Below are 26,616 nucleotides of genomic sequence, written 5' to 3'. Positions count from 1 at the left end.
TGCGCCCGTGTAACAAGAAATAAGGCACAGAATGAAAACTACTTCAAAATTCCCCAGGCTGGATGGGTCCGATCAGCTCAGGGCTTACCTCGAAAAGGAGGAGGAAGAGGCGCCGCGGTGCGAGCCCGAACATGCTATTTAGCCAATACGCCCTATGGGCCATCGCCGTATGCTCTGGCCAAAGGTCAAGAATGACCGTCGCCCTTATTTCCTGGCCCGGATCATCGCCCGTGCAATCGCCAGTTCAGCCTCGACCTTGGCGTTTTCCTTCTGGGTCATGTTGTCCGCAGCGATCAGGCGGCGAAGCGACCTCATCACCTCGCCGCGCCGCCACCCAGCCTCCAGCATGCAATCCACAATGACCTGAAAGCCCGACTCCATTGCCTCCTGAAAGTCGATTTCGCGGTCGGGGTAGTCGCGCTCATGCCGTGGTGCGTTGATCATGCGTTGCCTTCCACCGTGCTGTCCTCGTCCAGCGCATACGGAACCGGCAGATAGGCGTTGGCCACAAGCCAGTCCTTCACGATGGTTCGGATGAGGTCCGCCCTCGTGAGCCCCATTTTCTTCCGCTACGCTCGACAGGGGCTCTTGGACCCTCGGGTCGAGCACCAGCCCGTTACGTTTCGAAGCATCAGCGCTGCTCGTCGGAGCATTACCTGAAGGTCCGCGTGAGAAACGTCGGCGATCTGATCGGCCGTGCTTTCCAGATCGGCTTCGATGTCATGACGGGTCATGTTCGGCCCAGCTAGAGGAAATGCTCGCCCTCGGCCCGATGCTCAAAGCAGAACCAGTGCGGGCGCAGCCATCGTGCTCGCAGAGATGGTGCTGAACGCCGGGGCGGCGTGGCGTATTCGGACTTAGGCAATCTGATTTCGTCGCTCACGCGCGCAGGTCAGGCGTCCTCTTGACCGGAGCCGCCCCCGTTCATCTTTTCAGCATATGCCGGAGCAACCCGAGAAGTGGCCGAGAGGCGCCGCCTGGACCCTGACACATGCCCATGACGCGGGGCAGGTGGCGGGCATTCGGTGCCCGCTGCAACGTCACGCGTTACTACAAACCGCTCGAGCTCCGGGAGGTGATTGGCAACGTCACGATCGACGACGTGCGGGACAAAGTTCGTTGTCAGCAGTGCAAAAGCCGAGAGTGGATGAGCTCGCAGCTATTCCACCCGACTGGCGAGCAGTTGCACACGATCCGATCCGACGCCTGGTGCAGATCCGATGGGAGAAACGGGTCATCTGGCGGGATGAATAGAACCTAAGCCTTCCGCCTAACCGGGGCCTTCTTCGCAGGCTTTGCCGCGGTTTTGCGTCCGAGCCCGCTGGACTTCGCCAGCGCCGATCGCTGGGCGGCGTAGTTCGGCGCCACCATTGGATAGTCACGTGGAAGGCCCCACTTTTCCCGGTACTCGTCCGGGGATAGCCCGTAGTGGGTGCTCAGATGCCGCTTCAGCGACTTGAACTTTTTCCCGTCGTCCAAACAGATGATGTAGTCGGGGAAAACGGATCGCTTGGGATTGACGGCGGGAGACAGAGCCGGCTTCTCCGGTTCGGCCGGCTGCCCGATTTTTGAGAGCGAAGTGTTTATGCTCTCGATGAGGTCGTGCAGCGAGGTGGCAGGCACCGCGTTCTTGCTGACGTAGGCGGACACGATCTCGGCCGTGAGTTCGATGAGGTGAATCTGGCTGTTGCTGTTTTCGTCTGACAAAGGGGAATCCTCGTTTTTGCTTTAAGGGCGGTGAGCGGTTCGTATCCATATTTTCGAGGAATTGCATCCCGACAGGCTGCTCGCCACAAGGCAAGGCCCTGGAAAGGCCAGTTGGCGCAAGCTCGCGTCGCTTGCTTTCGATTTATGCTGTGCGCTGCATGGGGGACGGCCGCCGCGGCCAACGCTAGCTTACAGTTTCACACGGGCAGACTGATGCCCGGATCCGATACTTTGTCAGTTCTGCAGAGGATCAGTAGCTGCCATCGCTGATGTCTGGCTTCTGACCCGAACCGACGTACGTCCTCCGCGACGCGAACGGCAACTTTGCGCCGCATATCGGCCGTTGAGGATGCCTTTGCCACCGCCTGAAAGCGGACGTTAGCGGCGACCACGCTGGAGGTCGCGGTTGGGCCACAAGCGGAAATCCCTGGCGCGCGTCCAGGGGCCATCAATTGCCTCTGATTTTGGACAGCGCGTCCTTTGCGTAAATGCCAACCAGAGCTTCATTCTGGAGTGCCACGAGCGCAGGTATCGCAGCTCGTGCCGGAGGCCCGACCTTTCCCAGCGCCTCGATGGCCTCCCGGCGGAGATGCTCAACCTTGAGCGCCTCAACCAGAGCCGGAACGGCTTGTGCTGCCGCTGGTCCAAACTAGCGCAGTCGCCTCGTTGCGTATAGCTGGGAAAAGGGATTGCCGGTCTCAAGCTCTGCTTCCAGGCTCGTAACGGTGACGTCCAGCGGCAGCGCAGCGATACGGACACCGTCATTCAGGCGGCTCCCTTGCATGTAGCACACGTCGCGAGCGTCGGTTGTTTGCCCGCCATACTCGGGCGCGCTATGATCTGCCGCGGGCCGAAACCGTCTGGCCCGCGACGGAGTAACTAAACAAGAACGAACAGGGGAGGTTACCCACCCATCTCGTGAGGGGATGCGCCTCCTCGTTTCCTTTTCTTGGACATGCCCGTTCTCCATCTGGATCTGAAGGAGAAACCAGGAAATGACGGAATTCGAATTGAAGCTGCAGTCGGCCGCCAAGCTTGCCGCGAAAGGCAGGGTTTCGCGTCGTGACTTTGTTCAGCTGGCGCTCGCCGCCGGCCTTACCGCCACGGCCGCCAATGCGATGTTCGTCCAGGCGGTGCGCGCCGAGCCCAAGAAGGGTGGCACCTTGAAGATCGGCATGGGCGAGGGTGCCGCCACCGATACACTGGACCCGGGTCTCTCCCTCAACTCGTCGTTCACAGGCACCGCATTATTGGGAACCTTGTCGAACAGCCTGACCGAGATCGATTCCAAGGGCAACGTGGTCCCCGACCTCGCCGAAAGCTTTGAGCCGTCAGACGGCGCCAAGAAGTGGGTGTTCAAACTGAGGAAAGGCGCCACCTTTCACAATGGCAGGACGGTTACCGCCGACGATGTCGTGGTCTCGGTCAGGCATCACAACAGCGAGGGCACGAGATCGGTAGCGAAATCGCTCTTGGCTTCGGTCAAGAACGTCGTCGCCGACGGTGCCGAGACGGTCGTCTTTGAGCTCGATGGCGGCAATGCCGACTTCCCCTACATCATCTCGGACATCCCGGTAATGCCGGCGAAAGAGGGCGGCGTCGACTGGGAGTCGGGCATCCGCACCGGCCCCTATATGCTCGAGAAATTCGAGCCTGGCGTCATCGCCACCTTCAACAAGAACCCGAACTACTTCAAATCCGACAAGGGCTGGTTCGACCGTGTCGAATGCCTGGCGATCAACGATGTGACGGCGCGCACCAACGCGCTCAACACCGGCGAGGTCCACTACATGGATCGCTGCGATCTGAAGACGCTCGACATTCTGAAGCAGAACCCCGATCTCGTGATCTCGGAGACGACCGGCTACGGCCACTACGTCTATGTCATGAACGTCCAGAAGGCGCCCTTCGACAATCCCGATGTGCGCAATGCGATCAAATACTCGCTCAATCGCGACGAGATCGTGCAGAAGGTGTTTCTCGGCCACGGCGCCATCGGCAACGACAATCCGATCGCACCGACCGTCAAGTTCGCGACCGATCCGCAGCCCAAGCACGTCTACGACCCCGACATGGTCAAGAGCCTCCTCAAGAAGGCGGGGGCCGAGAACACCCAGTTCGACCTGTCGGTCGCGGATGCCGCCTTCACGGGTGCGACCGACTCCGCTCTCCTCTGGCAGGAGCATGCCCGGGCGGCCGGGGTCAACCTGAATGTGATCAGGGAGCCCAATGACGGCTACTGGGACAATGTCTGGCTCAAGAAGCCGTTCTTCGCCTCCTACTGGGCCGGCCGGCCGACCTGCGACTGGATGTTCACCACCGGCTATGCGGCGGAAGCGGTGTGGAACGAAACGCTCTGGAAAAATCCGCGCTTCAATGAGCTGCTCGTCGCCGCCCGCTCGGAGACCGACGATACCAAGCGTGCCGGCATGTATGCCGAAATGCAGCAATTGCTGCATGACGACGGCGGGCTGGTGAACCTGGTCTTCAACTCCTATGTCGATGCCCACACCAAGGCTCTCGCCCATGGCGAGGTGGCGTCGAACTGGCCGATGGACGGGCAGAAGATCGCCGAACGATGGTGGTTCGCCTAGGCCGTGTACTCATAAATTGGGATGGCGAACTGGACGCGTTTGATGTCTCCTTGTCCCCCAACAGCGGTTCCGGAGCGGATATCGCAGCAGGTCCGAGTTGGACCACAAGCGGAAATCCCTGGCGCGCGTCCAGGGGCCATCAATTGCCTCTGATTTTGGACAGCGCGTCCTTTGCGTAAGCGCCAACCAGAGCTTCATTCTGGAGTGCCACGAGGGCAGGTATCGCAGCTCCTGCCGAAGGCCCGATCTTTCCAAGCGCCTCGATGGCTTCCCGGCGGAGATGTTCAACCTTAAGCGCTTCAACCAGAGCCGGAACGGCTTGTGCTGCCGCAGCTCCAAACCAGCCCAGTCGTTTTACTGCATATTGCTGGGAAAAGGGATTGCCGGTCTCAAGCTCTGCTTCCAGGCTCGTAATGGTGACGTCCAGCGGCAGCGCAGCGACACGGACACCGTCATTCAGGCGCTCCCGGACGCTTGCATGTTCATGATTCCATTTGAACGAGAGGTGTAAGGTGTCGGGAAGGTTTTCGAGCCCTTTCTGGCCTACACCCGGTCGGAACTTCAGTAGCATTCGCCTCGCTTCTTCTCGGCGACCGAGCTGCGCCAGCACGGAACTGAGAGGTAGAAAGAGCGCAGTTGCGTCTGGGTTTCGCCTAACGCCTTCTCCGAACACCTCAGCCGCTTGTTTCAGATCGCCCATTGCAAAAAGCGCCAATCCACGAGCGAGAACGTAGTGGCTTGGATAGTTCGGGTTGAGCCGCATGGCGGTCGCGACGAAATTCAGCGCCTCGGCGGGTTCGCCTGAGATCGTCAGCGCCCAAGCCGTTGCGATGTGTGCCTCGGGGTCGTTGGGATCCGATGCAATCGCTCGACCGGCATTCCTGCGTGCATCTTCGGCCAGACCTTGATAAACGTCCCGCAATGCCTCGACCGTATAAGACAGTGACGTTGGATACTTCTTGGCCAGCTCTACGTAATCTTGAGCTCCCAACCAGAAATATGGTTCGTCCCTACCGAGTTCTTTACCCCAGAGTGACTCAACCACGCGGAAGTAGGCCAGCGCCAGGGCGGCATAAGCGCGCCCATATTCAGGATCAAGTTCAGTTGCTTTTTTCAAGGAAGTGATGGCGGCAGCTGTGTCCTTTGCGTTGTAACGGAGATAAAGGCTCCAACCCTCTTCGAAAGCTTCCTTGGCTGCAATGTTGTCCGGCTTGGCGCGGACAATTTCCGTTTTTTCGGTGGTCGTGAGATTGACCTTCAACGCTTCGACGATCTTTGCCACAAAAACGTCCTGGATCGCAAAGATATCGGCGACGTTTCCATCGAACCTGTCCGCCCACACATGCCCGCCGGTGAGGGCATCAATGAGCTGGGCGTTGACTCGCACCTGCTCGCCGGCGCGCCGTACGCTCCCCTCCAGGACGTAGCGCACGCCAAGTTCCTCCGCGACCTTGCTGATTTCTACAGGCTTGCCGCGGTAAACGAATGTCGAGTTTCGCGCGATCACGAAGAGGCCGGAAACCTTGGAAAGGTCGGTGATCAAGTCATCGGTCATGCCGTCGGTGAAGGACTCTTGCCCCGCCTCGTCGGACATGTTGGTGAACGGGAGCACGGCGACTGACGGCTTATCGGGCAGCGGCAACGCCATCTTCGATTGCGAGGCCACGTCACTGGGTCGAACGAGATCGTCACCAAAGCGCTGCCAAAGCGCCAGCCCCGCGACGATCAGAATCAATACTGTGGCCGCGACTGCGATCCAGCGCCGCGTGCCGTCAGGTTTGCGACTTCCTGAGATAACCGGGGTGCGCGGGTCCACTCGGTAGAGGCGAACGGGCTTCTCGATGTTCTTGACACGCTGTTCGCCCAAAAACTCGAACCCATAGTCCAGCTTCCTCTCGACCTGATCAAATGCTGTTCCCGAAATCAACACGCCTCCCGGCAGCGCCAACCCTTCGAGCCTCGCCGCCACATTCACCCCATCACCGTAGATGTCCGCCCCTTCGATGATGACGTCGCCAAGGTTGATACCAATGCGGAATTCGAGCTGTTTTTCTTTCGGCAGTTCGGCATTGCACTCTGCCATGGTGCGCTGGATTTCGAAGGCGCAGGTGACTGCATCAACAACGCTCGGGAACTCTACCAGCGCACCATCACCCATGAGCTTGACGATTCGCCCATTGTAGGCTGCGATTTTCGGATCGATCAGGTTCTCGCGCGTGCTCTTCAGGCGCGCCAATGTATCGGCTTCATCCGCCTCCATAAGGCGGCTGTAGCCAACGACGTCGGTGGCAAGAATCGCTGCAAGCTTGCGCTGCATGCCAGCTCCACACGTGGGGCACGCTCGCTGTCATGTTAGGCGAGTTTTGCTCCTGAGCCTAGGGCTGCTCAGGTCGGCTTCGGGTCAGATCGAGACTTCACGCCTCGTGACCGGCGGAGGGTCCGGTATCGGACCGTTGGAGCAACCCGAGCCGGTGAGCGCCTAGCTGGCGCAGTGGGTCAGCGGGACCTGACGGCCGACACTTCTCGATCGCTGGGCACGTGCCTATCTCGTGATTCACTTACAATGTGAATGTCGGCTTTGGGTCAACTCACGACATCGGACATTGGAAGTTCAAACGTCCGCTATCGTTGTTCCATCCACCACAAGCGGACCTACTGCTTCCGGCCCATTTGGGTCGTTCGATGACAGGCGTTGCGATGGCCGTTTCTGGCGCAATTTCCGACATTAGTTGCCATTAGAAAATACAGATTGCGTCCTTTGAATACCGGACTCGGCGATGCGAAGCCCGCCAACCGTCCAAGGAATCGCGCCAAGGCCTTAGGCTGCTCGACAGCTTGGACCTCTCGCCCATTCTGGCCATTGGTCGTGAAGGCACTCGAGTGCTTCCCAGGAACTGGCAACGATGCGCCCCTTGCGGATTTCGGGACCAGTCTCAGTGGTTTGGGAAATCGAAGATCCCTCACAGCTTTCACCGTTTCCGCTGATCGATTACATCGACTTGTTGTAATGGCCTGCCGAAGTTCAAAAAGGACCAAGTGTTTCCAAATAGCACAGCACCTCGTTGATACTAAGGTTTGAGCTGCCCTGACTAATCAGATACCCGAGTAAACCCTAGTAGAATGGAAGGCACCCCGACTCCTGCAATAGTCTGCAAGGCTATAGCGGGTGCGAACAACACCCTTGGCACGAAGGTTGAATCGACCGTAGGGCTGGCCGAGAGGCCTGCCTTCGTACAACTCGGAGGTCCCGATGTCCAACCAAGCTTTCAAACAGGTTAAGTCACGCTTTGAGTTGACGCGCACCAAGGTGATGGGCGCGGCACTCGTACTGGTCGCCATCTCCACCATACCGGTGGCGGCGGAGACCGGATCGCCTCCCTGCGCCCCGCGGCCAGAACTCCTGAAGCAACTTTCCAGTCGATTCAAGGAAGCGCCCGTTGCCCTCGGGCTGGCCAAGAACGGCTCAGTCATTGAAGTGCTGACCAGCGACGACGGCGAGACCTGGACGATCCTGATCAGCCAGCCGAACGGCCCAAGCTGCCTCGTCGCGTCCGGCGAAGGCTGGGAAGAATTGAAGCGGGTCGGCGCCAAGGGCGAGCGCGGCGCCTGATCGCGTAGAAGGAGGCCAACATGGTTGATACCTATTCCCTGGAAAGTGCGCCGCGACAGAAGTTGCGGTCCATCGTTAGCCCGGTCGCCCCGAAGCTGGTGCGAGAGCAGCCAGATGACCCGGCGTCGCAAGCCGCTGTCCATAAGCCGTGGGACACGCGCTCTGACGACATGAGCGGGGCTCCGCTCGCGTTTCTGTCGCGGTTCATCGTTCTTCAGGCGATCGGCGCCGCCGGTATCGTCGGGCTGTGGGTCGTCGGCATTGCCGGCAAACCGTTCGCCGGCAACAACGCGTTTCTGTGCTGGTTGATCGCGGCCATCGGCGCCCTGGGTATTCTGTGCGTTTTCCTCCGGCGCTGGCGCGATGTCGATTGGCTAGCGACCCATGTTGTGCGGATCGGGCTGCTTGGAACTGTGGTTGGGCTCATCGTCGCCTTCTCGGCGGCGCGTACCGGCGGCTCGGCCGACCCCAATGCAATCCGGCCGATGATCGCGTCGGTCATCGACGGCATGTATGTCGCGCTCTATGCGACGCTGCTCGGCATAGCCACGAACCTGTGGCTGAAGATCAATCTTCGCCTGCTGGGCAACTTCGATGGATGAGGAAACTCTTACTGTCTGGCTCGACACCGCTCTCTTGATGCTCGGCGGCTTCGTCCTCATGACCGTGCTCATGATGACGGTGATGAACCCGCCAGCCAAGGCGAGCGAAACCGATGGTGTCACGGCGCCCGGTAACGTCACCGTCGAGACGCAGTGGCCCGACAAGCTCGACGCCGATGTCGATCTGTGGGTCCAGGCGCCCGGCGATGTGCCGGTCGGTTACTCCAACAAGAGCGGCAAGGTATTCGATCTGCTGCGCGACGACCTCGGCATGGCGCAGGACATGACCGACTCCAACCACGAAGTCGCCTATTCCAGGGGCGCGCCCGCGGGCGAATACGTCGTCAATGTTCACATGTATCGCGGCGTCAACGTTACATATCCCGTCCCGGTGAAGATAAGCGTCAATGTAAAGCGCGATGCCAAGTCGTCAGCGCCGGTGGCCACAACGACGGTCCAGTTGCGCAAGCCCAACCAGGAGCTTACCGCCTTGAGATTCAAGCTCGATTCGACTGGCCAACTGGTGCCGGGCAGCATCAATAGCATCTTCAAACCCCTGCGCGTGGCGGCCTCCCAATGATGATCGCTCCGATCATATTCGCGCTGCTGCTCGGCGCGTTCATCTTCGTCATCCTGCCGCATGCGGGTTTTGTTCGCCGCACACTCTCGGTCGGCATCTTCCTGGCGCTGATCACCGTCGTCTATGTCGGCGCCAGCGAGCTTCTTGGCCGTCCCAAGCCAATGACCCTCGAGTGGCGCGACACGGCAAAAGCCCAGGTAGTGGGCGCCTTCCCGATTGAGAACGAAGCCATCTACGTATGGCTCACCACGCCCGGCTCGGCTGAGCCGCGCTTCTATGTGCTGCCATGGAGCCAGCAAGCCGCGCAACAGCTGCAAGATGCGATGGGTAAGGCGGAAGCCGACGGCACTGGGGTGGAGATGAAGATGCAGGCCACCGACGCCGGTCTCGATACGCGCGAGCCGATGTTCTACGCACGGCCGCAACCGGCCCTGCCGACAAAGGACTATCAGCGCGGCGCAAGCCCCCTCGTCTATACGCAGCCCAAGTCATGAAGCGGTGATGGCGGACGCGGACGGCATGGAGCGCGCTTTCGAGTTCGCGCTCGCGATCACCCATTTGTCGGCTGTAGCCGGGGCCGGGAATTGCTGTTCTAGGAAGCCGCAACCTCATAGGCACGCTTCAACCACGAGAAGATTTCGGCATTGGCCTCGTTAGGTGTGCTGACGCGTACGCGATGCGTAACCATCGAATTCCATGATCCGGCCGCCTCGAAACGTCCCTCTGCTTCCACGCCCTTTAGCTTGATGCCAACGTCCAGGCGCTCGACCGAAGAGGGCTGAAGAATAGCGAATTTCTTTTTCCCCCGCATAAGATTGACATAAGTTTCACCAGCCGAGACCACGACGTCCGGTCCAAACTTCGCGACTTTCGCGATTATCTCATCACCGGTCGCGCGCCAGACGTCTTTCTTTCCTGAAAAAAGTTTGTCGAGCTTCACCTCCGGGCTGTCTTTTCTCGTGTCGGACTTCAGAAGAACGGCCGCAATGGCATTTGCGTGTCCATGCCCAAGGGCAAACTCGGTTTTCAGCCACGCAATAATTTCACCGTGTTTTGCCAGGCCCTTCTGGCTGGCGAGCTTGGAAAAAGCTTCCGGCGTTTTACCCGTCTTCGCTTCGATGCTGTCGAGATAGGCTTGAAAAGACATCTTTATCTCCTGACTATTCACTCTTATCGCAGTTTGACTGATCATCAGATCGGTAACGTGCGTGTGCCGTACCGCGAAATTGCAATCGATGGCTGGATTGCGCGCCTATTGTGCGGGCAGATCAGGTCGGCTGCTGGCAGACGATCATCCACGGTATGCCGAACCGATCGACAAGTGTGCCATAGCGGACGGCGAAGAAGTTCTGTTCGAGCTGGATGCGCACCATCCCACCTGGCGCCAGGGCATGAAATACGCGCTCCGCCTCCGCAGGGCTGTCGACGCCGAGCGATACCGACAATCCCCGAGGCTCTTGATAGCGGTCGGACGGGTTGTCAGAGCCCATCAAGACTGTGTCGCCCACCACCAGGCGGGCATGGATGATCTTGCTGCGCCATTCGGGCGGGACATGATCCGACGCTGGGGTGCCCTCGTGGGAGAGCATGGCTTCGATCTTGCCGCCGAGACAGCTCGCGTAAAACTTGAAGGCTTCCTCGCATCTGCCTTTGAAAAACAGATAGGGGTTGACTAGCATCTTCCGCTCCCTTGGCGTGATGGGTGTCTTTGGGACTGGCGTTGCGATCAGGCCGTCGGATCGCGGCGCACGGGAAAAAGGGCACGCAGCCGACCGTCGCGCAGGTACAGACCGCCCCAGGCCAGGACACCTATGTAGACGCCAAACAGAACCTGGCTGAAGAGTGGTTCCTCCAGACGCATCTTGCTGGCGATTGCTCCGCCCAGCAGGCCGGTAGTGAGGATCGCACCGAGGACGGCCGTGCGTGGAACGGCGTAAAGGACGGCGCAAACGAGAGCGATGATTCCGATGGGACGTACCAGGTCCAGCGGATAGCCGATCTGCGCGGTCGCATTCACGACGGGTTGGATCATCATCAACTTTGTGGCGCCGTCCATGAATAGAAACAGCAGCACGAGACCGCTCATTGTTCGCCCGGTCCACAACATGGCCTTCGAGCCCGAAGGCGTTTGCAAGTCGGTTGGCATGTAATTGTCTCCTAGCCTGATTGGTGAAAAGCGTTCCGGCGGCGATGGTGGCCGTCGGAATTCGCCGCCTCATAGCGTCTTGAGGTATTCCGCCATGCGCTCCGCGCCCTGGCTGATCATGTCGCCGAAACCCATCCTGGCTGTGGTGTCCCGGTCCTCGAACGAATCGAAGCGCGCCACGAGTGTCCATTTCGTCTGAAGCCCGCGCGTCTCCAGCGTGACCGTGTTAACGGCCGTCGGCGGAGCAGGATTTCGCTTCTCGTCTTCCAGACGAGTCGTTCTGGCTCGATGACCTCTAGAAATTCGCAGTTGATCGTGAACTGCGCGCCGTTGGGGGCTTGCATAACGTGGAACCAAGTACCCCCGGGTCTTACATCCATCTCACAGACCGGGCTCGAGAATCCATGGCCGCCGTACCACTGCGCGACATGCTTTGGATCTGTAATAGCCTTCCAGATAAGTTCACGCGGCGCGTCGAGCATTCGCGTGATGATAATTACGGGCTCGTCTGGCGAACTGGCGTCAATTGTCGATGTCACTGAGATCTTCCTTTTTTGATTAGTGTCGAACGGGGCCTCGCGGCTGGCTAGAACTCAGTCATCTTTGTTACCCGGGCCTCGATTCTGCATGACCTTCAGATAATCGGCCAAGGAATCGAGGCTTCTGTCCCAGAAACGCTCATAGCTTTCGAGCCACTCAAAGACATCTTGGAGAGGGGCGGCCTCAAGGCGGCAGGGGCGCCACTGCGCCTCTCGGCCCCGCGAAATCAAGCCCGCGGTTTCGAGCACCTTAAGATGCTTGGAAACAGCCGCGAGGCTCATTTCATATGGCTCGGCCAACTCAGTCACAGTGGCGTCGCCGATCGCCAGACGCGCCAGGATTCCACGCCGCGTAGGATCGGAGAGAGCGAACAGGGTCGAGCTAAGACGGTCTGACGGCAAGTGATTAACCTATCGGTTGATAACCAATCAGTTGATAACCAATCGGTTGAATACATAACGCAGGTCTTTGTGGCGAGCAAGCCCCGAAACGCCGGAATCAAATGGCAGGAAAGGCACGGTTGCCTGAGGTCGGCGTTACACGGCCAAACAAGCGACGGAATCGCACCCGACAAAAGCCCAAATAACCCAAGCGTGGTCGTGCCAGATGAACATGGATGTGAAATAGTCTGAGACTCAGCAGCAGATCTGACCGTTCGCTATTTGCCCCGTCGGCGGAAAACTCACGCTTCAAGATTTCGCGAGCCTTCAGGCTGATGACCGAGACGGGAGCGGCAGCGGCCATACGCGCTGTCGAATCTGCAAAATTGGTGGCGTCACCCGATCCGGTCCGCAATACTCGCCTCTCCGCCCGAGGCCCTGGCCTACCAGCCGACGCCAAGGAGGCGAACGATGTCGGGGTATCGGCAAAGGCAAACGCCAAAGTTCTTCGAGCACGGAGGCATAGGGTCCGAGATCGGACCCTCTAACGCCAGCCCACCGAAGCTGTGGCGAGCGGATTGCCGCCATGACCTCAATGCGGGCTGTTCTCAAGTCGCACACGAGGATTTAGATGGACAACGGCTACCTATTTTCGCGCGGCCGAACGTTGGCGATCGCCTCCGCAGACCTCAGGCTGCGGCCAGGGGCCTGTAACAACTGCGGAACGGCCGTTCCAGACGATGAGTTCCCTAGGTCGAGGTCGACGTGCGCGTAACTAATGCGGTCAGTTCGCCATGATGATCCATATGGGGTCGCTTGAGGCCGTGGCCATTCGTACGGCAGCCGCGCCGCAGCGTGTGTTCCGCGCCCATGCCAGCGAGCTAGCTCGATAGCGCAGTGATTCGGCTCTACAATCCGAGACAAAAGCCGACAGAACAAGCACTCAGGCCATCGCTCGCCTATGCGAGCGCACAACGTTTGGCCTCGCGGGCCGCCTGACATACGGTTCAAGCCGCGCGAAAGGTTGCCAAAGATTGTCATTAGCTCATCCACGGAATTGCTGACGACGCGTGATCGTGGTTTGAAATGAAGGCGAGCAAGTCGGCGTTCACCCGATACTGGTGCGCGGCTGCGATGCCGTGCCGCCTCCCGGAGGCGGGAAAGTTTTGCTTTCGGCTCGTGCCTGAAGCATCGAGAGGCCGTCCGGCTGCAAGTGCGGCGCCTAAGCCGGCCAACTCGCGGGCTCCGCCGACGCAAAAAAATCCATCCTTGTTCATCGTATCCATCCATAGCGCGTGGCTTTGAACATCGGGCTCACCATCACGATCATCGGGTCGACCTGCACGGTCGCATTCGGGGAGGGGCGAGCGACGAAGCGAGCGACACTCGATAACCGTGATGGCTTGCGAGGAAGAAACTGCGCCGATCCAGGCCGCAAATCTATTCTACAGAACGTCTGTGATGCGATACACATCGTCGGTGATGCGATACCAACGTGTAGGCAGGGGACGCAGAGAGATGTGCCCGATCGAGACAGGCATGTTCTCATCGACGCAAGTCCGCTTGGATCGGGGCGGGACCGACGCGGCACGGCAGGCGCCAAAACGTTGCGTGACAGCGCAAAGTTCATCGGCAGACCTAGGGGCAAATCAAACGCGCAACTGGTAAGGGCAGCAGTCCATGCGTGCCGACAAGCAGAAAGGCCTCGGTTCGCTCTGCCGAAGTCGAATCACGCTCGTTTGCGCTGACCAAAGCCAGCCACGTGAAAACCGCAGAGCGCAACGCCACACTCACGTGGCATGCATTCTTCCCAACGCTCCAACTGCAAAGGAAACGAGTTGCTGAGCTGAGATCTCGCAGTCCCTCGAAGGCAGTGTCCCGGTAAGTCTGGGGTCCCATAAGACGAGGATTGAGGCGCAAAAGCAGGAAGCTGCCGCCCCAACATCCGTCGGTGGGAACTCCTTCCTTCCGATGCCGGCACGAATGAACCTTCCCACCTGACCGTGAAGCCGATTTCGATGGTGCCTGAACGATTGCCAATTGCCACTTGCAGCAAGGACGATCAGTTTAAACATTTGGTGGTCACTGTGAAATGCCTGCAGCTTCAGCCGATGTTGTGCAAGCACAGTTTCCTTCAGGCGGTCCCGCGCGGTCACCGGTTCGCCGTCGGCCAACCGGGTAATGCAGAGATCGTTTTCCAAGAAGTTCGCAGCAATGGCATCCCACATCGCTGCCTTGGAAGGGAATATTCTGTACAAGCTCGCTGGGGATTTCCCGAGCAGTCGGGCAATGTCTGCGACGTTTGTTTTCGAGGGCCCGTAGAGGCGGCATGCTACCATGCCAGCTTCGATGATCGGCCACTTTTCATCCGCCCAAGGCTCGTTCCTCGTTGACGTCGTAAGATCCATCATTCCATCTCAACACTCTCGAGATCTGTTTCGGCGCCCTGCCTTTCGAGGCCCGGGAAAGCGTCCGGCGCAATCCACGGGCGCCTGAAAGTCCGACTTCATCACATAACTTTTGGTGTGAAGGAGCCTCGCAATCAGTAGGAAATCTGCCCGTCCACTATCTGCCCCCCGTCCGAGGAAAGCTCCCGCTTTAAGATATCGCGAGCCTTCGAGCTGATGACCGAGGCTGGAGCAGCAACGGCCAGACGCGCTGCCGTCCCGGCGAAATTGGCGGCGGTTACCCCGAACCGGTCCGCAAAGCTGACCTCTCCCCCGGCTAGGCTCTGCCCTGCCAGCCGCCGCCCGAGGAGTCGCACGATGCCCGGGGTATCGGCAAATGCGTTGTGGCCGACGGGATCACTCGACATGATAGCGCTCGTGTCGACGACAGAAACGCCAAGTTCTTCGAGCACGGGAGCATACGGCTTGAGATCGGTTCCGCCGACGCGACCGACTCCTCCCGAGAGCAAGCGAGAGACTTGCAGTGCCTTGTCATTGGTTGACGTGAAGATTGTGAAATGCGGTCGGCTCGAACCCATCTCGATGAATTGCCGCCGGAACACGTCGATGTCGATATCCGGCGACGCGAGGACCACATTCCTAACTTTGGCCGGGATCGTCTTATTGCGCATGGCGATGTCGCGCAGTGCCTCCGCAGTAAGCCACGCGCCCATTGAGTGGGCTAGGATCGTCACGTCCGCGACGTCTGGACTTTTCGTGGCCTGAAGGATCAGGTCTTCCAAGGCGCGACGCGAGTAGTTGGTGCTGTCCTTGTCATAGAGATAGTCGAATACATCGCCGCGCGAGGGCCAAGTGAAGAGTATCGGCGCTGCGTCCGTTCCCGTATCATGAACGATTTGAGCGAAGCGGAAGACCGCATCGGCGTATGTATTGTTGAAACCGTGCACGAAAATGAGCACTTGCCGCTTGCCGTTGCGATTCTTGCGAACCCATTCGAGAACCTGCTGTTCCGATGCGACTTTCCCGACGTTGAGTACGGCAAACTCCTTTTCCGGATTGGGTTTGTTGAGCAAAGGCCACTGGACCTTTCCTATCGTGCGGTTCCGATCCGGAGGTATGGAGACGACTATCCTGTTGAGGGAGATCGCCGTTCCGCGATCGCCAGTATAGAGTTGGCCGGGATTGCCAGACGGCTTGCGCGTCGTCGCGACCAGCATATCCACTTGGCTCGCATCGCTGGCGGCAAGGGCCAGGGGTTGAAAGACGTGTTCGGCTTGAGTGGCGCAGCCGGTCAGCAGACAGACGATCGCAGGGACGAGGAGAAACCGCCTGGACGGGACGCGAAGGCCCGCCATCGCCTTATGCAGAAGTCCTATCCATCGGAGGGGTCCCAAATTCATCAGTACGCCTCGGATCATCTAGATTGCTTTCAGCGCGGTTTGCATGGCAGGCAGCTCACAACCACGCGACATGGAGTGGGCACTAGGAAAAATCATGTCCCCGAATCAATGCCGTGCCGCTTGAGCGCATGTCCCGCAGGAACCATTGTGTCCCGCGCGGTGGCAAACAGTTGTTCAGGCTGCGAAGATGAAGGGCAGGCGCGGTCGCGAGCGGCGTCGCCGTACGTGCCGCCTCTGCTGTGCCCCCCTCGTCAGGCGCATCGCCGGCGGTCATCGCGGCCGCCTTGGGCGCGCCGGCGCTCTGATTGCTTCGAGGAACCCGATCACCATCGGCGTGGTGCTGGCTGTGAGCTCAAACTTTGCGGGCGCGCGTAGCCAGTCGAGAACCGACCCATTAACCAATAGAAGGAGCGCGCGCGCCGCCAATTCCGGTGACAAGGCGGGCGCGAGTAGCCCACGCTCAGCGGCCTGTCCGATTACGGACTCAAACACATTTTGCAGCGCGATGTCCGCATCTCGCTGGCGCGCAACAACCGGCTGCATGTCGTCGGAATATTCGCACCGGAGCCACAGAATCGTTAGGATTCGGGAACGTTCGGGATCGGTTTCGAACGCCTGCAGGCCCTGGCCGATAGCGCTAGCCAACTCACCCAACGGATCAAGTCTAGGGTCAGCGACGAGTCGAGTCTTCAAACGGTCGCCGAGTTCCTCGTTCGGCGCGTTGGCCCGCCTTTCCAGCGCCATAAATATCTCTTGCTTGTCGTGGAAATGCCAGTAGATGGCCCCGCGCGTCACGCTTGCGGCACTAGCGATCTGTTCAAGGGTAGCACGGGTTACGCCGCGCTCAAGGAAGACATCGATTGCGGCGGCTAAAACCGCCTCTCGTGTCTGTTCGGCCTCGGCCTTAGTACGTCTCATAAAATCATTCCTTCCGCGGCGTCCTTTTACATACATTCTTGACTTTTTCCTTATATATACATACATGAATGTATCTTGGCAAGACCACATCGGCAAGCCGTCACAAGCCAGTGCCGAAGCGCCTGTCGTGACGATATTCGGTGTCGCGTTGCTCGGCTCTCGCGTTAGGCCGCTCGTCGGATGGCCAGATCGGAGCGTCCGTCGGGGCGCGGCGTGCTATGGTTTTATCACTCCAGCCGGCCCTGTGCGACCGCGTCCTGACAAAGCTGACAGTAACTCTCAGAATACATCATAATATACTCGTCCATATTGTATGATCGTTTCTCGATCACGCCGTGTTGGCGGCCAGCATATACTTTGGTATCGCGGGGCAGGCTCAGTGGATTGGTCAGCCAAACCGGATCGCTCACCCGGCCGGTTCAGTGTCGGCCGGATGGCTAGTGCCAGCGGATGCAATTCCAGTGAGGTTTAGGCTGCCCGATGAAGCAGGCGGAAGTGGTGCCACGGCCGGATCGAGGCGCCAAGTGGCCGAGCTAGCAGTCGTTTGCCGACGTAGCGGGCAGGGCCGATGATAAGGCCCTGAAAGCGCTTGACCGCGGAGTTTCTATCGCAAGCGGCAGGCTGTGCTCGACCTTCGAGCGGCTCGCTGCTCGACCGTGGTGCAGTTCATAGAAAATGTGCCGAAAAGGTAAGATGTCTATACCGCAGAATAATAGCGGGCGGAGTTGCCCAGGAGTTAACAATGCTCCCCACCGAAAAGTATTCCCGAACGGCTTGAGGTCTCTGTCTGGCGACAGTCAGGCAACTTAGGAAATTCCGGGTGGCGAACTCTCGACAACCAACACGCCCCGACTAGGCACCCGGTTGTGTGGTTGACCTGCAATGTTTGGCTGTTTGTGATTGACCACGCAACGACAGGGAAGGAATTGGGCGATGGGAGCCTGCTCTCTGCCTACAAAATACCTGTCGACGGTGCGGGAGTTCGTGGCACCGCGTTACAGGCGGAACTCCGCTACCTGCACTGCCTTGGGCCCGCCTTTAGCTAGGCGCGCTAGCTTGGTCGAACTGCCTCGGCCAAACGGCACGGGTCTGTTCGGCTGCGGTCTTGGTGCGCCTCATAACTCCATTCCATCCGCTCTTTTTTACATACATTCACGACGAACCCTATTTACATACATACAAGAATGTATATAAGGCTCGAATTCTCCAGGCTGTAGCCATTCATCGGGCCTGACAGCAAACCAAGAGGTCGGTCATGAAATCCGTTATCGTTTGTGCTTCGTTGGGTTTGGTTCTGTTCGTGAGCGTCGGCGCATCCGCACCGCCGCCGCCCGACATTCGGCCGGTCCGAACCGTTGTTGCCGCCGCCAGCGCTGAAGGGGAGCCTATATCGCTCACCGGCCATGTCCGCGCGCGGACCGAGGAAAATCTAGCCTTCCGTATCGATGGCAGAGTCATCAGCCGTAAAGCCGCTGTTGGGCAGGTCGTTCAACCTGGCGACATCGTCGCCGAAATCGATCCCCAACCACAGCAGGACGGTTTGCACGCGGCGCAGGCCCAGAATGAAGCGGCGCAAGCGGCCTTGCACGAGGCCGCTAACACTCTTGGGCGTCAGAAGACTCTGCTACAGCAGGGCTGGAGTACCCGGGCACAGTTCGATGCCGCCGAGAGAGCGTATCTCAGCGCCAAAGCCGAGGTCGACGCGACGGCCGCAGCGTTGCACACGGCCCAAGATCAGTTCGGCTACACCAAATTGCTGGCGGATTCCTCGGGCGCGGTGATCGCCACCGGCGCCGAGGCCGGAGAGGTTGTAAGAGCCGGCCAGACAATCGTTACGGTGGCGCATGACGACGGCGCCGACGCGGTATTCGACGTACCTGCAAGTCTTATGCGCCAGGTCTCTCCCGACGCATTGATCGAAATCGCGCTGACCGATGATCCGTCCGTCCATGCGGTTGGCCAAGTGCGGGAGGTGGCGCCGCAGGCCGATCCGGTCACCCGCAGCTACCAGGTCAAAGTCGGGCTGACCGACTGGCCGAAGGCCATGCGCCTTGGTGCTACGGTGACCGGCCTGGCCCGAATGCAGGTAGCCGGCGGCATCGAGCTGCCCGCAACCGCGCTGACGAGTGCGAACGACCGGCCGGCCATCTGGGTTGTCGATGCCAAAACGCAGCAAGTCTCCCTTCGAGCCGTTGAATTGCAGCGTCAGGACTCCTCCAGCATCGTGGTAACTCGTGGAGTTGAGAAAGGCGAAATCGTGGTGACCGCCGGCGTGCATGCGCTTCGGCCTGGCCAGAACGTCCGGCTGTTGGGAGCAGCTCAATGAACCGCTTTAATCTGTCCGCCTGGGCTATCGCGCATCGTTCGGTCGTCTACTACCTGATGCTCGCTATTCTTGTCCTTGGCATAGGCGCCTATATGCAACTGGGTCGCAACGAGGATCCCGCTTTCACCATCAAGACCATGGTGGTGCAGGCTAAATGGCCGGGTGCTACGCTCGACGATACGCTGCACCAGGTTACCGAGCGCTTGGAGCGCAAGCTCCAGGAGACGCCGCATCTCGACTACCTGAAGAGCTACACCAAGGCCGGCGAATCGACCGTGTTCGTGTACCTGAAGGGTTCCACGGCTCCAAAGACTGTGACCGATACCTGGTATCAGGTGCGCAAGAAGGTGCATGACATCGAGCTGACTTTGCCGCAGGGCGTGATCGGCCCGGTCGCTGATGATGAGTTCGGCGATACCTACGGCATCATCTATGGTTTCACCGCCGACGGGTTCTCCAATCGCGAATTGCGCGACTACGTGGAAGACATCCGTTCGAGACTCTTGCAGGTGCCCGATGTCGCCAAGGTCAATTTGATCGGCGCCCAGCCTGAACGCATCTACATCGAGTTCTCGCCTCAAAAGCTCGCCGGCTACGGCCTGACGGCCGACACCCTGACGACGGCATTGCAGGCTCAGAACGTTGTGGTTCCCTCCGGCGAAATTGTTACCGATCAGGAAGGGGTCAAACTGCAGGTAAGCGGTGCGCTGAAGTCCGAGAAGGATATCCTCGCCGTCAATTTCGCCGTCGGTGATCGCATAATCCGCCTCGCCGACATCGCTCAGGTGCGCCGCGAGGACGCCAACCCGCCGGACCCGATTTTCCGCATCAACGGGAAGCCCGGCTTGGGCCTCGGGATCTCCATGCGCGAGGGCGGCGACGTGCTGGCGCTCGGCCACAACATCGAGGAGACGATACAGGAACTGAAGAAAGATTTGCCGGTCGGCATCGAACCCACCATGGTCGCCGACCAGCCTGAGACGGTCCACCATGCAATTGGCGAGTTCATGGAAGCACTAGTGGAGGCGATCGCTATCGTGCTCGTTGTGAGCGTTTTGAGCCTCGGCTTCCGCGCCGGCTCCGTCGTCGCTATCTCGATCCCGCTGGTCCTCGCAGCCGTTTTCGCGGCGATGATGGTCTTGGGCATCGACCTGCAACGCATCTCGCTCGGCGCCCTCATCATCGCTCTCGGCCTGTTGGTGGACGATGCCATGATCACCGTCGAGACGATGGTGAGCCGTCTGGAACGCGGCGACGACAAGCCGACGGCGGCCGTCTTCGCCTACGCCTCGACCGCAATGCCGCGGCTTACAGGGACGCTGGTCACCGTTGCGGGCTTCGTGCCCGTTGGCTTCGCGCGCAGCAGCGCAGGCGAATACACGTTCTCGCTGTTTGCCGTGGTGGCACTATCTCTGCTCGCGTCGTGGGTGGTGTCGGGCCTCTTTGCGCCGGTGATCGGCGTTGCCCTCTTGGGTCAGCCCAAGCATTCCCACAGTGAAACGCTGAGCGCGCCGATGCGCATGTTCAAGCGCGCTCTGCTGGCGGCCATGCGAGCCAAGTGGATCACCATCCTTGTCACCGCCGGCCTGTTCGCGGCAGCCCTGGCCGGGACCCGCCTCATCCCGGAGCAGTTCTTTCCCTCGTCAGATCGGCCCGAGCTCTTGGTGGATTTGAAGCTGCAGGACAATGCCTCAATCCTGGCGACACGCGACGTGGTGCAACAGTTCGACGAGATTGTCGCCGCCGATCCGGATGTCGAGCATTTCTCGACTTATGTCGGTCAGGGTGCCATCCGCTTCTATCTGCCGCTCGACGTGGCCCTGGCCAATCCCTTCTTCGCGCAGTCCGTCATCGTGACGAAGGGCCTTAAGGAACGCGAGCAGGTGCGCGCGCGCCTTGAGAAGGCCTTGGCAACGCGTTTCCCGCAGGTCGTTGCGCGAGTCAATCCGCTGGAGCTCGGGCCACCCGTCGGCTGGCCGGTGAAATACCGAGTGGACGGGCCGGACCCCGAGCAGGTTCGCAAGATTGCCATGCAGCTTGCCGATGTCGTGGGCAAGACTGCGGGCGTGCGCAACGTCAACTTCGACTGGGTCGAGCCCTCTCGGGTCATGCGTATCCACGTCGATCAGGATCAGGCGAGGCAGCTGGGGCTCAGTTCCGCGGTGGTGGCGACCGCGCTCAACGCCGTCGTGTCCGGCACGACAGTGACACAGGTTCGCGACGACATTTACCTGGTTGACGTCGTCGCACGCGCCGAACAGACACAGCGAACGTCTCTTGAGTCGCTTCGCTCACTGCAGATACCTCTGCCGGGAGGGCGGGTGGTTCCTCTCAGGCAGATTGCAAGCTTCGACTATTCCCAGGAATACCCAATCGTCTGGCGGCGCGATCGTGTGCCGACCCTGACCGTGCAGGCCGACGTGGTGCCGGGGGTGCTCCCGTCAACAGCGGTCAAGGCTATTCAGCCACAACTCGACACATTCGCGGCGACACTTCCAAGCGGCTATCATATCGCGACCGGAGGTTCAGTGGAGGAGAGCGGCACGTCCCAAGCTTCGGTTATGGCCGTCCTGCCGGCCATGGGGCTTTTGGTGCTGACCATCCTGATGTTCCAGCTCCAGAGCTTCCAGCGCATGTTCCTGGTTTTGAGCGTTGCGCCACTCGGCATGATCGGCGTGGTGGCGGCCCTGCTCCTGGCGCAGGCTCCGCTCGGCTTCGTCGCGATCCTCGGCGTGCTGGCGCTGACCGGCATGATCGCGCGCAACTCGGTCATCCTGATCGATCAGATCGAGACCGAAAGGAGGACCGGCATACACCCATGGGAGGCCGTGGTGACAGCTACGATCCACCGGACGCGTCCCATCCTGCTCACGGCAGCTGCCGCCTCGCTCGGCATGGTGCCAATCGCGCCGACGGTCTTCTGGGGCCCGATGGCCTTCGCGATCATCGGCGGCCTCCTCGTCGCGACGGTGCTGACGCTGATCTTCCTGCCGGCTCTCTATGTCGCCTGGTTCCGGATCAGCGAACCCGGTCCGGCCGAGGTCGCCGCTGAGACTGCAGAGACAGGAAACCTTGTGCTGCAGGCATAGTAGAACGGCGAGCCACGGACTCAACCGTGGCTCGCCATCACTCTTAGGGCGCAGGCTTGAGAACTGTTGGGGCCGCCCCGGTTGTGTCATCTGAGTCGAAACAGATCGTGCCTGTTCCGATTAGGCGCTAGGTTGTCTAGGGACTTTCCAGCAAGGTCATTGACGGACGCCGATGCCGATTTTTTCAGTCAAGCACACGACCGTATATCGGTATAGCCGACGAGTAAGGTTCGGCGAGCACCGGCTAATGTTTAGGCCGCGCGACAGTTTCGATCAGCGACTTCTGGACCACTCCTTGACCGTTGATCCTATGCCGAGGGAGGTTCGATGGATCCATGACGTTTTTGGGAACTGTGTTGCGGTGATCGAATTCAAGGGTTCGGCCAGCGAACTCCATTTCGCGACAGATATTTGCCTCGATCATACGCCGCAGCATTCGCCTGATTTCCGTATCGATGAGGCCGCCCTGACTTATCCATTCGCCTATGATCCCGACGAGGCGGTCGACCTGGCGCAAACAATGGAACGCCATCATGCCGATGCCGGCGATGAGGTCGGTAAATGGGCGCGACAGTTCGTCAGTGCATCAGGACACACCGAGACCGGAAAACTGTTGATGACGCTCTGCTACGCCATCCATGAGAGCTTCGCATATTCCCGCCGGTTCGAAACCGGAACCCAACCACCGCTCATGACCTTGCATCTGCGCAAAGGGACATGCCGGGACTTTGCGCTTTTCATGATGGAAGCGGTTCGCTCGCTCGGCTTTGCCGCCCGCTTCGTGACCGGCTATGTCTATGTGCCCAGCCGTGATAGCGATGCTATCCGCGGCGGAGGATCCACGCATGCATGGTGCCAGGTCTACTTGCCCGGCGCCGGCTGGATCGAGTTCGATCCTACCAATGGCATTGTCGGCAACCGGGATTTGATCCGGGTGGCTGTAGCCAGGCACCCTCGGCAAGCCATCCCTCTTTCAGGGACCTACGCAGGCAGCGCCTCAAGTTTTCTGGGCATGACCGTTGAGGTGAAGGTGGCGAAGGAAAACGCGCCAACGAAAATTAGCTTCGTCTAATAATTTGTGGAACTGATTGGGTAATCTGGAGTTTGCCCGGCTCCTGAAGCAAAGATTGGAGCATCAATGCGGATCCGCGCAGGTTTCAGCCTTACCTACGAATGTCCAAAACCGACACCAATGCTGTTGGTCCTTGATATCCATCCTTCGCGTCGCATCGATCTACTAACGGAACATGTCATAGGCTTTGACCGCCCGATTGAAGCCCGCGGTTACATCGACGCCTTCGGCAACGCCTGCACGAGAATAGAGGCGCCTGAAGGGCTGACAACGATATCGACGAGCTTCGAAATTTACGACACCGGTAGGTCTGAAGTCGTCGTGCCAGACGCCGTGCAGCACGACATCAAGGAACTGCCGGACGAGGTGCTTAGGTTTCTGCTCGGCAGTCGCTATTGCGACACCGATCGGCTCGGCGACTTCGCCTGGGCGAGCTTTGGGGATACCCCGCCCGGATGGGCGCGAGTTCAGGCGATCTGCAATTTTGTGCATGATCACATTGCTTTTGACTACCAAGCTGCGGACCCTATGCGGACCGCGCATGGTGCTCTCAACGATGGAACCGGCGTCTGCCGTGATTTTGCGCATCTGGCAATCTCGCTGTGCCGCTGCATGAATGTCCCTGCGCGCTATTGCACCGGCTATCTTGGCGACATTGGCGTGCCACCGGCGCCGGAACCCATGGATTTCAGCGCATGGTTTGAAGCATATTTAAGCGGTCACTGGTTCGCATTTGATCCTCGGCATAACCGTCCTCGCATAGGTAGGATCCTGATGGCGACCGGCTGCGACGCGACCGATGTTGCTCTCTCAACAAGTTTCGGCGCATCGAGACTTGCGGGCTTTGAAGTTGTTACCGAAGAAGTCCAAGGGACGGCTTGCTAGGACCCCGTGCCTTCAGCTTCATCATTTCGATTCAGGCCCGCTCCTGCCTGGCATCCTCGGAATGAGCAAGCGGTGAGCGAGATTGTAACTCGCAGCCACGAGCCGAAGCTAGCCGCTCGCCAGAGCGTCGTTTTGCGACCGCGCTGGGGTCTGTTTCGCTACGGTAGTATCTCAGATCGGCAGCTTAACCAGGTCGAATCGGCAGCCCGCGCGACGCAACACCCGTCGCGCTCCGCGCTGCGACCTCACAAGCTTACTTCACTTGCCCGAGCCCTTTCTACCGCCACCGGCATTCGAGCTACTGGTTGATCTGGTCACACCAAGGGCTCCTAGCACCGCCTCGACAGCTTGGCGCGTCGTTTCGGGTCGGGTGCCTCGATCGAGAATACCGCGGGTGACCTGCAGCCATATGCCCATTACGATGTCAACGGCGAGTTCAACGTCCTGAAGGCTCATGCGGCCCTGGTGGAGTGCTTCGGAGATGTCCGCTTTGAGCTTGGCGCGAACACCGCGGCCGAATTCAGTGGAGGTGTGCGCGCTCTGAACGACAAGGCGTGCCCATCCGGCATCGGAACTCGCCTTTTCAAGGAACTGCGTAAACGCGAAAGACAGACGGTCGACCGGATCGTTGAGCTCGATCCGAGCAGGCGTCAGCAGCTCGTTAAAGCTCTCGTCTAGGCAAGCGCCCACCGCGGCGACCAGTTCATCAATGCTCTGAAAGTGGTAGTAGAACGTACCCTTGGCGACGCCAGCTGCCTCCACCAGTGCATCTACCGTAAGTCCTTCGGGAGGCCTCTCCGCCAGCATCGACGCTCCCGCTTCCAGAATCTGCGCCCTAGTCCGGGCCCGGCGCTCGCGGCCAATCTCCGCCCTGCGCGCCAAATCGATCTTTGCCATCCGTTATGCCCTTGTTGCATCGTCATTTGGCGATATAGTCAAGTTGACTCATGCGTTCAATATGAAATCTGACCGCCGGACCTCACCCACGCTCTGGCGTCGATTCTGGTCAGTCGATGGACCAAAAGGCTAGCCGTTAATACGTCGGCATAATAGCGGGTCCACTTCCTCTGTTGTTTGCTGTCATTGGAGTAATGCCGAAAGGTCAGGAGAGAAGCATGTTAGAATACAATGCCTCGCAATCCAGCCGTTGCGATTCACGTGGATCGGACGCTCCCTACATGCAAATCGACCCGCGCCTGTTGCTCTCATCGATCGTTCACGATTTCAACAATCAGCTCACACCAATTGTGAATATCTTGGAAGAGTTGCAGCGCCGCCGCGATAGCACGGGCAGGGAGCTCGGAAAAATCGATGCTGCCATCTACTGCGCGTTTCGGGCGAAGGTTCTCGCCCGGCAACTTCTCGACTTTGCAAACCCGAGGCCGGCAATGCCCGAACCGACAGATATGCACCAGCTGCTCGCGCAGCTCGAGTTCGTGCTTACCAGCATCCTCTCACCGAACATCAGACTGACCCTGGAGGTAGCGGACAGGCTGCCGCCGGCCATGATCGACCAGCAGCTCGTCGAACGAGCTCTTCTCAATGTCGTTTTAAACGCACGCGACGCCATGCCTGGCGGCGGTGACCTCACCATTGCTGTCGACTTGGCGTTTCCGCCTTCAAGCAAAACGGGTCTGCCAAAACGGATGATCCGGCTTTCCGTCAGCGACAATGGCGTTGGCATGGAAGACCGGACACTGAAAATGGCGGGCCAGCCGAATTTCTCGACAAAGAGAAACGGAACCGGTCTGGGCCTGGCGACCGTCAGGCAGATCGTGGAAAGTCTGGGCGGCGGACTGTCGATAACCAGCAAGCACCGACATGGCACCACAATTGATATGTGGCTGCCCGCAACGTGGGCGAGTTCGAGCAACGGAGCTGGCGCTAGGCGGGAAGGGGAATAGCATCATGGATATCTCTGCTCTGCTCGCAAGATGCCTGACGGCGCTTTGGGAGTGGGTGGTTCCAAGCTACCGGCCGGAACTTCATTATATGCGCGGCCCAGGCCCTGCATCTGCACGCGGCAAGATTGGGGTTGAACCGGAACCGGCGCTGCCCCTTCTGCGCAACTTTCGACGAAGGCGAGTCAATGCCCACCTGTGAAGAAGTCGCCCGATTCAATCTGCCTCGTCGCACGGCAACGAGCCCCAAAGCCGGCATGAAATCGGCAGCGGCGGCATGGCGCAACCTCAGCAACTCCGGCTGAAGGGCTATTGCTTGCCCCAAAAGGACACGCCGCTCGTCGTGCTCGGTCCGTCGGATGTTCGTGGACTATGTGAAGGTACTACTACAATGATGTGTATAACATGTTGCCGCGTTTTTTACGGGCGACCCGTCCGGTATTACTTCTGCTCTAAGA

The 26,616-nt window shown here is 59.4% G+C and carries 23 protein-coding genes and 1 pseudogene; 10 read left to right on the top strand and 14 right to left on the bottom strand.

All coding sequences use genetic code 11. The annotated features are described in order from the left end of the window. Positions 1 to 204: 204 nt before the first annotated feature. The 3 genes from B5V02_RS33750 to B5V02_RS42860 form a co-directional block, all read right to left on the bottom strand. Complete coding sequence (locus B5V02_RS33750) at positions 205 to 444, bottom strand: hypothetical protein (protein ID WP_111548297.1); 240 nt, start codon at positions 442 to 444, stop codon at positions 205 to 207. Between the two features lie 813 nt (positions 445 to 1,257). Further along, positions 1,258 to 1,707, bottom strand: a complete 450-nt coding sequence (locus B5V02_RS33740) for a Ros/MucR family transcriptional regulator (RefSeq protein ID WP_111548296.1) — start codon at positions 1,705 to 1,707, stop codon at positions 1,258 to 1,260. 448 nt (positions 1,708 to 2,155) lie between these two features. After that, positions 2,156 to 2,323: a hypothetical protein gene (locus tag B5V02_RS42860; RefSeq protein ID WP_111548544.1), complete on the bottom strand. Its 168-nt coding sequence runs from the start codon at positions 2,321 to 2,323 to the stop codon at positions 2,156 to 2,158. A 379-nt stretch (positions 2,324 to 2,702) separates the two neighbouring features. Here B5V02_RS42860 and B5V02_RS33730 point away from each other — a divergent pair, with 379 nt between their 5' ends. Further along, positions 2,703 to 4,301 (top strand): ABC transporter substrate-binding protein, encoded by a 1,599-nt coding sequence (locus B5V02_RS33730; protein WP_111548295.1) that lies wholly within the window; start codon positions 2,703 to 2,705, stop codon positions 4,299 to 4,301. A 139-nt stretch (positions 4,302 to 4,440) separates the two neighbouring features. Here B5V02_RS33730 and B5V02_RS33725 read toward each other — a convergent pair whose 3' ends face one another. Continuing rightward, on the bottom strand, positions 4,441 to 6,618 hold the full coding sequence (locus tag B5V02_RS33725; protein WP_111548294.1) for an adenylate/guanylate cyclase domain-containing protein: 2,178 nt from the start codon (positions 6,616 to 6,618) through the stop codon (positions 4,441 to 4,443). A gap of 933 nt (positions 6,619 to 7,551) precedes the next feature. On the opposite strand from B5V02_RS33725, the gene B5V02_RS33720 reads away from it, so the two are divergent. From B5V02_RS33720 to B5V02_RS33705, 4 genes are read left to right on the top strand one after another with little or no spacing between them, the layout of a single operon-like run. Further along, a complete protein-coding gene (locus B5V02_RS33720) occupies positions 7,552 to 7,911 on the top strand; it encodes a hypothetical protein (RefSeq protein ID WP_208647179.1) in 360 nt (119 codons plus the stop codon). A 20-nt stretch (positions 7,912 to 7,931) separates the two neighbouring features. Beyond that, a complete protein-coding gene (locus B5V02_RS33715; RefSeq protein WP_111548293.1) occupies positions 7,932 to 8,513 on the top strand; it encodes a MotA/TolQ/ExbB proton channel family protein in 582 nt (193 codons plus the stop codon). Continuing rightward, the gene (locus B5V02_RS33710; protein WP_111548292.1) at positions 8,506 to 9,093 is read left to right on the top strand and encodes a hypothetical protein; all 588 of its coding nucleotides are present in this window, start codon (positions 8,506 to 8,508) and stop codon (positions 9,091 to 9,093) included. Before B5V02_RS33715 ends, B5V02_RS33710 begins: the two co-directional genes overlap by 8 nt. Then, positions 9,090 to 9,587, top strand: coding sequence for a hypothetical protein (locus B5V02_RS33705; protein WP_111548291.1), 498 nt, complete (start codon positions 9,090 to 9,092; stop codon positions 9,585 to 9,587). Before B5V02_RS33710 ends, B5V02_RS33705 begins: the two co-directional genes overlap by 4 nt. A 98-nt stretch (positions 9,588 to 9,685) precedes the next feature. Here B5V02_RS33705 and B5V02_RS33700 read toward each other — a convergent pair whose 3' ends face one another. The 9 genes and pseudogenes from B5V02_RS33700 to B5V02_RS33665 all read right to left on the bottom strand — a co-directional run bounded on the left by B5V02_RS33700 (position 9,686) and on the right by B5V02_RS33665 (position 16,885). Next, positions 9,686 to 10,240: a DUF4287 domain-containing protein gene (locus tag B5V02_RS33700; protein ID WP_167458780.1), complete on the bottom strand. Its 555-nt coding sequence runs from the start codon at positions 10,238 to 10,240 to the stop codon at positions 9,686 to 9,688. Positions 10,241 to 10,361: 121 nt separating this feature from the next. Then, positions 10,362 to 10,772, bottom strand: coding sequence for a VOC family protein (locus tag B5V02_RS33695; protein WP_111548289.1), 411 nt, complete (start codon positions 10,770 to 10,772; stop codon positions 10,362 to 10,364). A gap of 47 nt (positions 10,773 to 10,819) precedes the next feature. Next, positions 10,820 to 11,239: a DoxX family protein gene (locus tag B5V02_RS33690; RefSeq protein WP_111548288.1), complete on the bottom strand. Its 420-nt coding sequence runs from the start codon at positions 11,237 to 11,239 to the stop codon at positions 10,820 to 10,822. A gap of 317 nt (positions 11,240 to 11,556) precedes the next feature. Next, positions 11,557 to 11,721, bottom strand: a pseudogene (locus B5V02_RS42855) (SRPBCC domain-containing protein); the annotation flags it as partial. Between the two features lie 111 nt (positions 11,722 to 11,832). Next, entirely contained in the window at positions 11,833 to 12,180 is a 348-nt protein-coding gene (locus tag B5V02_RS33680; RefSeq protein WP_111548287.1) for an ArsR/SmtB family transcription factor, read from the bottom strand. Between the two features lie 1,019 nt (positions 12,181 to 13,199). After that, a complete protein-coding gene (locus B5V02_RS40300; RefSeq protein ID WP_146606207.1) occupies positions 13,200 to 13,436 on the bottom strand; it encodes a hypothetical protein in 237 nt (78 codons plus the stop codon). 513 nt (positions 13,437 to 13,949) lie between these two features. Further along, positions 13,950 to 14,567 carry a TetR/AcrR family transcriptional regulator gene (locus B5V02_RS33675; RefSeq protein ID WP_111548542.1) on the bottom strand — a complete coding sequence of 206 codons (618 nt, stop codon included), beginning with the start codon at positions 14,565 to 14,567 and terminating at the stop codon, positions 13,950 to 13,952. A 134-nt stretch (positions 14,568 to 14,701) separates the two neighbouring features. After that, the gene (locus tag B5V02_RS33670; protein WP_245446356.1) at positions 14,702 to 15,922 is read right to left on the bottom strand and encodes an alpha/beta hydrolase; all 1,221 of its coding nucleotides are present in this window, start codon (positions 15,920 to 15,922) and stop codon (positions 14,702 to 14,704) included. 315 nt (positions 15,923 to 16,237) lie between these two features. Then, positions 16,238 to 16,885, bottom strand: coding sequence for a TetR family transcriptional regulator (locus B5V02_RS33665; protein ID WP_167458779.1), 648 nt, complete (start codon positions 16,883 to 16,885; stop codon positions 16,238 to 16,240). Positions 16,886 to 18,140: 1,255 nt separating this feature from the next. Here B5V02_RS33665 and B5V02_RS33660 point away from each other — a divergent pair. The 4 genes from B5V02_RS33660 (at position 18,141) to B5V02_RS33645 (ending at position 24,257) form a co-directional block, all read left to right on the top strand. Further along, positions 18,141 to 19,211: an efflux RND transporter periplasmic adaptor subunit gene (locus B5V02_RS33660; RefSeq protein WP_111548285.1), complete on the top strand. Its 1,071-nt coding sequence runs from the start codon at positions 18,141 to 18,143 to the stop codon at positions 19,209 to 19,211. Next, positions 19,208 to 22,300, top strand: a complete 3,093-nt coding sequence (locus B5V02_RS33655) for an efflux RND transporter permease subunit (RefSeq protein WP_111548284.1) — start codon at positions 19,208 to 19,210, stop codon at positions 22,298 to 22,300. Before B5V02_RS33660 ends, B5V02_RS33655 begins: the two co-directional genes overlap by 4 nt. Positions 22,301 to 22,472: 172 nt before the next feature. Then, a complete protein-coding gene (locus B5V02_RS33650; RefSeq protein ID WP_111548283.1) occupies positions 22,473 to 23,372 on the top strand; it encodes a transglutaminase family protein in 900 nt (299 codons plus the stop codon). 66 nt (positions 23,373 to 23,438) lie between these two features. Continuing rightward, the gene (locus B5V02_RS33645; protein ID WP_111548282.1) at positions 23,439 to 24,257 is read left to right on the top strand and encodes a transglutaminase-like domain-containing protein; all 819 of its coding nucleotides are present in this window, start codon (positions 23,439 to 23,441) and stop codon (positions 24,255 to 24,257) included. A gap of 258 nt (positions 24,258 to 24,515) precedes the next feature. On the opposite strand, the gene B5V02_RS33640 is transcribed toward B5V02_RS33645, so the two are convergent. Beyond that, on the bottom strand, positions 24,516 to 25,154 hold the full coding sequence (locus B5V02_RS33640; protein WP_111548281.1) for a TetR/AcrR family transcriptional regulator: 639 nt from the start codon (positions 25,152 to 25,154) through the stop codon (positions 24,516 to 24,518). Positions 25,155 to 25,372: 218 nt separating this feature from the next. Here B5V02_RS33640 and B5V02_RS33635 point away from each other — a divergent pair, with 218 nt between their 5' ends. Next, positions 25,373 to 26,161 carry a sensor histidine kinase gene (locus B5V02_RS33635; protein ID WP_167458778.1) on the top strand — a complete coding sequence of 263 codons (789 nt, stop codon included), beginning with the start codon at positions 25,373 to 25,375 and terminating at the stop codon, positions 26,159 to 26,161. The last annotated feature ends 455 nt before the right edge of the window (positions 26,162 to 26,616 follow it).

The organism is Mesorhizobium kowhaii (assembly GCF_003253745.1).
Classification (GTDB): domain Bacteria; phylum Pseudomonadota; class Alphaproteobacteria; order Rhizobiales; family Rhizobiaceae; genus Mesorhizobium; species Mesorhizobium kowhaii.
The sequence above is the reverse complement of the archived record's forward strand: the minus strand, read 5'-3'. Positions and strand labels throughout refer to the sequence as shown.